Below are 10,919 nucleotides of genomic sequence, written 5' to 3'. Positions count from 1 at the left end.
TAGCTTTTTATCACTCCACCACCCCCATTCGTAATATGCAAGCAAATGATTTTAGCTGATTCATTGTAAAAAAATTTGAAGTAAGAAAATCTCCTGATATTAAAAGCTCCCACTCAATATAAAAAGTATTTCATTATCATTAAAAATCAACGTGTTATTATTATACTGCCTGCTTTTTTTCATTCCGCTGGCTTTATGAAAGTACAGGAATTTTGTAGAAGTATATTTTTTACCTTTGTGCACGTAATTGCAATGCAAGATCAGGTTGATCTGTCGTGATATAATGTACAGGCATATTAAGCCAATGCGATAACCGAGCTTTTCCGTTGATTGTCCATACCCCTACAGTAAAACCAGCTTCAAGAGCTGCTTCAATAAAGTTCTGTGAAGCAATAGAACCATCTAAACTTAAATCAGAATAACCCAATTGTTTCCATTCAGAAAAATGACGATACATATCACCTTCAAAATTATCAACACATGGACCAGATGGTATGCCTGCTTCAATAAAAGGGCGAAGGATCAAAGGATCAAAACTAATGGCAGAAACCCGTTCTGATAAATTTCGACTTTTTATGAGTGCAAGCGCTTTTTGGGATAAGATTGTTTCACGCTCCACTTCACCACATGTTTTGATTTCAAGATGCAAACCAACATTGGTTGGTGCTAAAAGATCAAGCACCTCTTCTAGCAAAGGAGGTGCTTCTTGGCTTCCTTTCACACAGAGTTGTTTGCGTGTTTCATTATCAATATCGTGAATATATCCTTTTTTGCCAACCAATTGATCTAGACGGAAATCATGAAAAACAACCACTTCACCGCTTTTCAATAAATGAACGTCGCATTCAACTTCATCAACACCTAACGCTATGGCGTTACTAAATGCCGAAAAGGTATTTTCAGGATAAAGATGCGCTCCACCACGGTGTGCAACAATTTTTTTCTCAGACATGCAAAATTTCACACTTCTTAATCTTAAATGACATTGGTCAATTTTAAATGATATTGGCTCTAAATGATATTAACGTATAGATTTCCAGATAAAGGGCTTATATTCTATAAACGTGCACAATTATTTTTTTAAGATTTTTTCTACATTTTTCGCAATATAAAATCCTCAATCATATTTTATTCTTAAAAAGCTTATCCTTCATTTCAATTATTCCCATTCAATGGTACCAGGAGGCTTTGAAGTTACATCATAAACAACACGATTAATCCCTCTAACTTCGTTAATAATGCGTGATGCTGTTTTACTTAAAAATGCCATATCATAGGGATAAAAATCAGCAGTCATTCCATCGACAGATGTGACGGCACGAAGCGCACAAACAAATTCATACGTGCGACCATCCCCCATCACTCCAACTGTTTGAACAGGAAGAAGGACAGCAAAGGCTTGCCAAATTTCATCATAAAGACCGGCTTTACGAATTTCCTCAAGATAGATAGCATCTGCCTCACGTAAAATTTCTAATTTTTCACGGGTCACAACCCCTGGACAGCGAATTGCAAGACCGGGTCCTGGAAAAGGATGACGACCAATAAACTGTTCTGGCAATCCTAATTCTCGCCCTAGCAAACGGACCTCATCCTTAAAGAGCTCACGCAACGGTTCTACAAGTTTCATACTCATCTGTTCTGGTAACCCACCTACATTATGGTGGCTTTTAATGGTGACCGATTCACCAATAGCAGAGACACTCTCAATAACATCTGGATAGAGTGTTCCTTGTGCTAAAAACTCTGCACCTCCTATTTTTTTCGTCTCTTCTTCAAAAACTTCAATAAAAAGGCGACCTATCGTTTTGCGCTTTTTTTCTGGATCTGTCACACCTTCTAAAGCATGAAGAAATATATCGGCAGCATCAACGTGAATAAGCTCTATGTTATAGTGATCGCGGAATAATGTAACAACTTCATGCGCCTCATTCTTACGCATTAATCCATGATCGACAAAAATGCATGTCAGTTGATCTCCTATAGCTTCATGAAGAAGCACCGCGACAACAGAAGAATCCACTCCCCCTGAAAGACCACAAATCACACGACTTGTTCCAACCTTTTGTCGTATTGTCGCAATGGCCTGCTCACGATAAGACGCCATTGACCAATTGCCTTTAATCGCAGAAATCTTATGAATAAAATTTTGCAAAAGTTTTGTACCATCCGGTGTATGAACAACTTCAGGATGAAACTGTACCGCATAAAAATGTCTTTTCTCATCAGCAATAGCCGCATAGGGAGCGCCTTTTGAGGTTCCTATGACATGAAAACCTTCTGGTAAAGCTGCCACACGGTCACCGTGACTCATCCACACTTGATAATGAGAAGCTTTTTCCCACACGCCATCAAAAAGGGCACTCTCCTCTTGGATTTCCAAAAAAGCACGACCAAATTCACGCTCATGTCCAGCTTCAACCTTTCCTCCAAGCTGAACACACATGACCTGCTCCCCATAACAAATACCAAGAATCGGAATACCGGCCTCAAAAATTTCCATTGGAGCACGTGGTGAACCTTCATCAATAACAGAATAAGGGCTTCCTGATAAAATAATAGCTTTAGGTTTTACGCGGCGCACAGCTTCTAAAGCCAATTGAAAAGGGATAATTTCACAATATACCCCCATTGCTCGCACCCGTCGTGCAATAAGTTGTGTTACTTGTGAACCAAAATCAATAATAAGGACAGTGTCTAGATGTGATATGCTCATAGAAAACCAATCAACAATTGTAAAAGAGAACGTATGAGAGTTATGATTCAATCTTTCTCTTTTCACAAGCCTGTTTTCTTAGGAAAAAGATTATTCTCGTAAAATTTATGATAAAAAATGCAAAAATATCGATCAATGTTTTTTTTGCAACACAGATAAAAAGAAACCATCTGTTTGTGTTGTTGCGGGCGATAAAGTCAGTCCATAATTTGAAAAGACTGGTTGCACAGGAGAAAAACTAAAATGTGTCTGCCAAAGTGCCTGCATATCTATTGGATAAAAATGAGAATATTGTCCCAGGAAATAGGAAATTTGTTCCTCATTTTCATCTGCAAAAAGAGAACAGGTAATATAGACTAAGCGCCCATTTGGCTTAAGATAAGCTATCGCTTCATTCAAAATAGCCCTCTGTTCTGTTTGGCGTTGTTTTACCTGCTCTAATGTTAAACGCCATTTCGCATCTGGACGACGACGCCATGTTCCTGTCCCGCTACAGGGTGCATCTAACAGAACTCTATCCATCTGACCTCTTAATGACTTCAATTCTTCTTTTTGTACTCGCGTTTGTACATTACGAACACCAGCGCGTCGAAGACGATCAAAAATAGGCGCTAAGCGTGCTTTATCGGAATCATAAGCATAAATTTGCCCACGATTGTTCATATCGGAAGCTAAAGCTAATGTTTTGCCACCAGCACCTGCGCAATAATCCAATACTTGCATACTTTCTTGCGCTTCGACAAGATGAGCAACAATTTGAGATCCTAAATCCTGTATTTCAAAGTACCCTTTTTGAAACGCGGGTTCAACTTGAACATTGGGATGACGGTTAAATTTTTCAATCGGAGCAACTCTTAAAGCTTGCCGAAACCATGAAAACGATTGAATTTTGGTTTTTGCTAACTCTTTCAACACCTTTTCTGGTGTTGCCTTTAGGCTATTGACCCGTAGATCTAAAGAAGGACGCGTTGCTAACGCAGCAGCTTCCACGATCCAGTTATCACCAAATAAAGGACAAAGATGTGCTTGACACCATTGAGGAATATCACCACGAATATAGTCTGGTGCATCCACTAATTGCCGCTTTTGCCACGATTTTCGCTGTTTATCCTCTAATAACTGCGGTGCAAACCGATCTCCTTCTAACGCATTGTCAATTTGCGCCAGCGTCATTTTTCCCGTATCTAATAAGGTAGCAAAAACAATATCCCGAATATCATCACTCTCCATTCGCCATTGTAAAGAATATCGTCGTCTTAAAACATCATAAACGATTGTACCAATAGCTGCACGATCACCTGCTCCAGCAAAACGATGAGAAAGCCCCCAATCCTTTAAAGCTTCACCTACGGGACGATGCCTCATTTCTATCTCTTTGAGAACATCTATTGCTGCTTGCAAACGCCCACCTAATCGCATTCACTTCTCCCATTAAAATAATAAAATTCTAAACCGTAAAAAAATAATATTATCTTCTTATTGCCAATGAAACCTGTTTGAAGCTATCAAAAATTTACATTCACTTTTAAAATGAGCTGAGCATACTTCTTTATAAAATCCAATTGAGTGTATCTAGATTTTTCTTTTCATTTTCTGACCATTTGCTTTTTATCCTTCTAAAATACATAAAATCCTCTTACGCGAAAAGATACGCAGCCATCCATAAAGAACTGCTTTCCGCCATGCATTACGAAAGAAACAAACTCTTTATTATTTGCGTAAAATGAAATTTTTTCGATTTATATACACAATAGGAAAAATCAAATATCTTCTATCTTGAAAATATTATCCCACTGAAAAAAATAGAAAAATCTTCTCACAAAATGAGACGAGCTCATTTTCTTCTCAACAAAAAATTAACTTTTTAGAAAATGCTTGGAACCACTATCTGGCATGACCGTTTTTACTATACTGGCAACTGCCAGACAATTTAAAAGGAGAAAATAATGACTTATAATAATGGAAAAACAACTTCATCTAAAAGCCGCCATAATACAATACCCTCAAACAATGGAAAGAAATCCATCCAAGGTGATCAGACAAACACTCGCCAACGTGCGTCAAAGACGGACCGCAAGACAACAAAAAGTTAATTTTAACTTTATATAATTTACTTCACATAGTCTCAAAAGAAAGAATTGGAGTCTTAGCCTCTAATTCTTTCCTTTTCTGGATTATGATACCAAATCATAAACAAAAAAAGAACTATCTCTTCTTTTGTTCTCGGAATATTTTACATCTATGCGACCTTATGCTAGGCTCTTATTCCTTCAAATGGGTCCTCGATAATTTGGACTCTCCCGTGTGATCGAAACGTCATGCGTATGACTTTCATGGAGTCCTGCATTGGTAATACGAACAAACGTTGCTTTTTTACGAAACTCTATGAGATCTTTTGCCCCAACATAGCCCATCGAAGCACGCAGTCCACCAGCAAGCTGATGGAGAACTGATGCTATAGGTCCTTTATAAGCCACTTGCCCTTCCACACCTTCAGGAACCAGCTTCAATTCATCACGAACATCATCTTGAAAATAGCGATCTGCTGATCCGCGTGCCATAGCGCCAACAGATCCCATACCGCGATAGGCTTTAAAAGATCGACCTTGATAGAGATAAACTTCACCAGGACTTTCTTCTGTACCTGCTAAAAGAGAACCGATCATCGCTGCACAAGCCCCACCTGCTAAAGCTTTAGCAAAATCACCTGATGCTTTAATCCCACCATCTGCAATAATGGGAATACCTGCTTTTTCAGCAACTTCTGCTGCATTCATAATAGCAGCAAGTTGAGGAACACCAACACCAGCCACAATACGCGTTGTACAAATAGAGCCAGGACCAATCCCAACTTTTACCGCATCTGCTCCACTGTCAATCAATGCTTGCGTTGCTTGAGCGGTCGCGACATTCCCAGCAATAACAGCTGGTGAAGAAGCCATTTTTTTAATCCGTTCAACAGTTTCTAGCACACGCTGAGAATGTCCATGCGCTGTATCAATGACCAACACATCAACACCTGCGTCAATGAGGCGTTCAGCACGTTCAATCCCATCTTTCCCAACACTACTCGCCGCTGCGACACGCAAGCGTCCTTGAGAATCTTTAGCCGCATTTGGATTTAATTTTGCTTTTTCAATATCCTTAACTGTTATCAGACCGACACAACGATTTTGTTCATCCACAACCAATAATTTTTCAATACGGTGATGATGTAAAAGATATTTTGCTTCACTCAGTTGAACATTTTCACGCACTGTGATCAAATTCTCATGGGTCATTAATTCATAAATTTTTTGTTTTGGATCCGATGCAAAACGAACATCTCTATTGGTCAAAATGCCAACAAGCCGTCCAGCAGTCTCACCTTTAACACTATTTTCAACAACCGGAATACCTGAAATACCATGAAAACGCATTAAAGCTTTCGCTTCTTCAAGTGTTGCATCAGGTCCAATTGTAACTGGATTAACAACCATACCAGATTCAAACTTTTTTACCTGGCGAACTTCTTCTGCCTGCTCTGCAGGAGACATATTACGATGAATAACCCCAAGACCACCAGCTTGAGCCATAGCAATTGCCAAACGCGATTCTGTTACCGTATCCATTGCAGCGGAAAGCAATGGCAAATTGAGCTGAATATCGGCTGCAATGCGCGTCCTAAGATCCACTTGACTAGGCATAACAAGAGAATGACCGGGCTGTAAAAGTACATCATCAAAAGTCAGTGCCAATGCCCCTGTTCCCGTTTCAACAATTTTTGCCATAGCAAAATTCCTTTTATAATAAAATATTATAACAAAACACCGCAAGAAGCTTTAAAATACAACTGCGGTCCTCATAGGGTAGATTGGCAGAAAATTATGCCATGCTACAAACAAAATGAAAAGAAAAATAAATATTTTTTTAAAGTGTGGTTTATAAAAATTTACAATTGCGATTCAATCGGTAACCAACTTATTATTTTTGTAAATGCGCGACGCCAAAAATTGCTTTCTGGCTCATAGTCAATGCTATATTTTTTTTCATTTTCAATAAAATCCCAATAAATACGATTATTCTTACCAAGACGAAGATGATAACTCATTTCGCCCGTCGTTTCTTCGCAAAACAACAAATCTAGCCTTGCTGTAATGGGAGCACATTCAAAAAGAATGCCCATTTCTGTATTGAGTGCTGCTGATCTAGGATCAAAGTTTAAAGATCCAATAAAAGCTGTTTTACGATCAACTAAAAAAGCTTTGGCATGTAAACTTGCCTTACTCGATCGAAACAATCGTAATCCATGGGTATTGCCTTCTGCTTTTAATTCATAAAGCTTAACACCACTTTTCAACAGCGCCTTACGATACGGGACATAACCACCATGCACTAATGCTACATCGGTCGCGGCCAAAGAATTTGTGAGAATTTTGACATCAACACCTTTTGAAACTAAATCGCTAAGATTCTGCGTACCAACCTTCCCAGGAACAAAATAAGGCGATGTAATCTGAACCGTTTTTTGGGCATTTCCAATAACCTTTGAGAGTGCCTTCATAAGCCAATTGCTCGCTTTTTTACGCAATGCTTTTTCTGGAGGGTCAGAAAGAACAACAACTTTATCGGCTAAAAATAACCGCTTTCCTGTCTGGATAAAACAATCAAAGTTAATGTGCTCTTTGACATAATCTAAATAAATTTTTGCAACTTTGGAATCCCGAAATTTTCGTAATTTATCCTTCCAGGAGCTAAGATCGCTTGCGCTTTTAGGAAGAACCAAAGTATGAATTGGCAAAACAACAGCACTATTCCAAAAATCATCAAAGATACTTTCCACCTTTTTAACGGAAGGACCGATTAACATCAAATCTAAATCTCGAAAATGAGATTCTTCAGCAGCATCAAAATAAGAATCTGCAAGATTACGTCCTCCTACAAAAGCGACCCTTCCATCAACAATAAAAGCTTTATTATGCATTCTCCGTGTTACAGTAATTACCCGTAATATAATCTCTAAACCACGGCGTAAACCACCTTTACGCGATCGCCCTGGATTAAACATTCTCACCTCAATATGAGGATGTTTATCAAGCGCAATATAAGCTGGATCACGTGCCTGAGCGTTAATATCATCCAAAAGAAGCCGTACCCGAACACCCCGATCAGCTGCCTCAACTATTTCGCTTAATAATAGGCGTCCTGTTAAATCATCATCCCAAATATAATACATCAGATCAAGGCTACGCCCAGCCTCTGCCGCGCCTATTGCACGAACACAAAACGCATCCAAATTGCTGATGATAAGGGAAAGCGCATCTTTATCAACTCCCAATCCATTTTCTTTCTCAGCTAATTGACTAACGATACGATCAAGCTTGGTTTCGTCTTTCTGAATAGGCAACGCATAAGAAGATTGTCCCCTAGCACTTTTTATAAAACGCCCATAGGTATAAATTGCCAACATAGACGCAATAAAAAAAAAGAAAATAAAACCAATAAAAATCTGTAAAAAATTCAAAGAAGATAAACTTTCTATCTTTAAGATATCGCGTCACCAGTGATACGAACCTCAATACTAATACTTCATCTTAACCGTTCAGTAGATAAAATGCCACTTCTTGCTTAAAAGAGTATAAACTTAATATCCATGATGACAAAATCTTAACTGAAATATTTAAAAGCTTTAAAAAATATCTCTCGGCTTTAATAAATATCAATTTAATTAAAATTGTATAAAATGAAACAAACGATAAAATAGTCAAATAAAGCTTATACTTGATTTATAAATCTACACAATCATCCTCAATAGATAAAATTTATAATAAATGGTTATTTTCTTTTAAGTACATCCTACTGACTTTATAAAAAGCCCTTCTACTTTTTTGCAACTCATGTTGGTCATAAAAAAGATTTGTTATGAATTTTACTTTCGTTCTTGATTTCTTATCGTTCTCAATTCTTCCATTTTTCGATAAAGTGTAGAGCGACCAATATGAAGGCGGCGCGCAATCTCACTCATATGCCCTTTATAATGTTTAACTGCTTTCTCGATAATATCATGTTCCATCTCTGCAAAAGTACGTACATGCCCATCATTATTCAAAAATTGTATTGAATCTTGTTCATTATCTTCTTGCATATTACCCTCAATGATATTGGGAACACTCATTAATGAATTTCCCATCAATTGGGGAAAATCTCGAACTGTTAATAACGGTCCCTCACTGAGTAAAATCGCACGAAATAAAAAATTTTCAAGTTCATTTCTATTACCAGGCCAATCATACTGCATAAGCAAAGAAAGCGCTGATCCTGCTAAACCATGGACATGTGATCGCCCTGTTTCTGTTATGATGCGATCGATCAAACGTTGTGTGATCTCTGGAAAGTCATCCCTTAATTCTCGTAAAGCAGGAACGCTAATAGAAAGATGAGAAAATTGTTCAAACAAACTATGCAAAAAAAAGTTCTCTTTAACTAAGTCCTTTAAACGCGATGTTGAAATAGCAATGATCCGAAAAGGAAAAAGTTCTCCTTTTGTATCCCTTTCCCTTTCTTTAAGATACTGAGCAAACCGCCTTTGCTGTATGGGCTCAAGTCGATCAATATCACAAAGGCAAAGTGTCCCGTTTTCAAGTGAAGAAACCAATGGGAGAAATTCTTTAAACCAATGCTGATTTTCTTCTTCTGGATCAACAATTGCTGAACATTGAAAGCGAATAAAAACGCCCTCCGCGAATAAACCTTCATGATGAATAATCCGTGCTAAGGTCTCACGACCTGTTCCAACTTCACCTTCTATTAAAAGATTTTGTGAAGATGTTGCTGCTGTTTTCGATTGCTCTAAAACAATCTGCATCGCTCTACTTTTTATGCAAAGATCCGAAAACCGTAAATGATTCTCTTTCTTTCTTCGAATATCTTGAACCTCATGCTTCAAAGCAGAAATAAGAGCAAGAATATCCAACGTAACTCTTACGCGTAATAATGTTACTGGATGGATCCAATAATCAATGGCTCCAGCTGTTAAAGCTTTCTGGAGTAAATCTTGATTCTCTTGTTGTGCTATCACAACAAGAGGAACAGAAACACCAGCAACTCTAATCATTTTAATCAAATCGCTTACACTCAAATCACTCATAACGATATCAAGGAGTGCAAGCACAATGTTTTTACGTCTTTGTAAAAGATCAATCGTACGGAGGCCATTTTCTGCTTCAATGACACGGTAACCAAAACCTCGGAGCATAGCAGAAAGCTCTATACGTCTTCCATAATCTTCACTCGCAACAAGAATGGGACCAACCATAATGTTAATAATCTCCTTTGAGATTACTCATGAGACTATTCAGCGGCTTAATGTAAAAATTGTTGTAAACCATAAGAAATATTTCACCTCTTGTGTTTCACTTGCACATTTCATCAAGCTGTTAATTAAATACAACATTAAGGCATTTTTTTCTATTTTTTTTGCTTTTTCATTGATTTTTATCAAATTTTTCATATTGACTCATGGCATAATTTAATAATTTTATAGGGAATAGAGAGCAAAATAATCTAAATTAGAGTGAAATAAATGAAACATACCTATTACATTTTATGTCTTACAATCACTGCTTTGCTATTAAGTGCCTGTGGCTTTTCGCAATATTATAACCCCAATATGTCAACTGGAATTGATGGAAAATGGGTTGATGAGAATGGTATTATTTCTTCTTTCCACAATGGTGTTTTTGAAACGCGTGCGGCAGATACAGAAGAAAAACTATCAGAAGGGGTCTATAGTTACCTCAATGCCCAAAATATAGAAATTGAAATACGCTCTATTCTCCGTGGAACAATTTCTAGAGTCAATTGTACAATGTCATATGATGCCACACAACTTCTCTGCACCTCACATACAGGAGCACAGTTTTTCCTTAAGCGGAAATCTTCAACAGAGTAAAAGGTAAGCTTCTCTTAGTTAAGAACAGAGGGAGCACATATATCAAACAGGAGGTGATCCTTTCTCCTCCTGATAGAAAATCCTCTCTAAAATACGCAGAGAGACTGATATAATCTCTGTATCCGTGGGATTTTCTAAACATGATAAAATGCGTAAAATAATTATTTTTTCCCACAAAAGATCAGCGAAAAGTCCCTTCACAATAAAAACTTGTGACTTTGTATTGTTCCGTCTATTTTCACCTAAAATAACATTTACCTGAATAGAGAGCTT

General features: G+C 37.7%; 8 protein-coding genes. 2 read left to right on the top strand and 6 right to left on the bottom strand.

Annotated features, from left to right (window positions below; translation table 11 throughout):
- Positions 1-229: 229 nt before the first annotated feature.
- The 3 genes from D1093_RS02255 to D1093_RS02245 form a co-directional block, all read right to left on the bottom strand.
- Entirely contained in the window at positions 230-952 is a 723-nt protein-coding gene (locus D1093_RS02255) for a glycerophosphodiester phosphodiesterase (RefSeq protein ID WP_120100401.1), read from the bottom strand.
- A 207-nt stretch (positions 953-1,159) separates the two neighbouring features.
- Complete coding sequence (guaA, locus tag D1093_RS02250) at positions 1,160-2,716, bottom strand: glutamine-hydrolyzing GMP synthase (RefSeq protein ID WP_120102293.1); 1,557 nt, start codon at positions 2,714-2,716, stop codon at positions 1,160-1,162.
- Positions 2,717-2,848: 132 nt separating this feature from the next.
- Positions 2,849-4,135 (bottom strand): RsmB/NOP family class I SAM-dependent RNA methyltransferase, encoded by a 1,287-nt coding sequence (locus tag D1093_RS02245; protein ID WP_120100400.1) that lies wholly within the window; start codon positions 4,133-4,135, stop codon positions 2,849-2,851.
- 527 nt (positions 4,136-4,662) lie between these two features.
- Between D1093_RS02245 and D1093_RS09895 the strand changes: the two genes are divergently transcribed.
- Positions 4,663-4,809, top strand: a complete 147-nt coding sequence (locus tag D1093_RS09895; protein ID WP_167309081.1) for a hypothetical protein — start codon at positions 4,663-4,665, stop codon at positions 4,807-4,809.
- Positions 4,810-4,986: 177 nt separating this feature from the next.
- On the opposite strand, the gene guaB is transcribed toward D1093_RS09895, so the two are convergent.
- The 3 genes from guaB to D1093_RS02230 all read right to left on the bottom strand — a co-directional run bounded on the left by guaB (position 4,987) and on the right by D1093_RS02230 (position 10,010).
- Positions 4,987-6,486, bottom strand: a complete 1,500-nt coding sequence (guaB, locus tag D1093_RS02240; RefSeq protein ID WP_120100398.1) for an IMP dehydrogenase — start codon at positions 6,484-6,486, stop codon at positions 4,987-4,989.
- 161 nt (positions 6,487-6,647) lie between these two features.
- The gene (locus D1093_RS02235; protein WP_120102291.1) at positions 6,648-8,165 is read right to left on the bottom strand and encodes a phospholipase D family protein; all 1,518 of its coding nucleotides are present in this window, start codon (positions 8,163-8,165) and stop codon (positions 6,648-6,650) included.
- Between the two features lie 459 nt (positions 8,166-8,624).
- Positions 8,625-10,010, bottom strand: coding sequence for a sigma-54-dependent transcriptional regulator (locus D1093_RS02230; protein WP_120100396.1), 1,386 nt, complete (start codon positions 10,008-10,010; stop codon positions 8,625-8,627).
- A gap of 267 nt (positions 10,011-10,277) precedes the next feature.
- On the opposite strand from D1093_RS02230, the gene omp10 reads away from it, so the two are divergent.
- Positions 10,278-10,646, top strand: a complete 369-nt coding sequence (gene omp10 / locus D1093_RS02225) for an outer membrane lipoprotein Omp10 (RefSeq protein ID WP_120100395.1) — start codon at positions 10,278-10,280, stop codon at positions 10,644-10,646.
- Positions 10,647-10,919: the final 273 nt, after the last annotated feature.

The organism is Bartonella kosoyi (assembly GCF_003606325.2).
In the GTDB taxonomy this organism is placed as follows: domain Bacteria; phylum Pseudomonadota; class Alphaproteobacteria; order Rhizobiales; family Rhizobiaceae; genus Bartonella; species Bartonella kosoyi.
The sequence above is the reverse complement of the archived record's forward strand: the minus strand, read 5'-3'. Positions and strand labels throughout refer to the sequence as shown.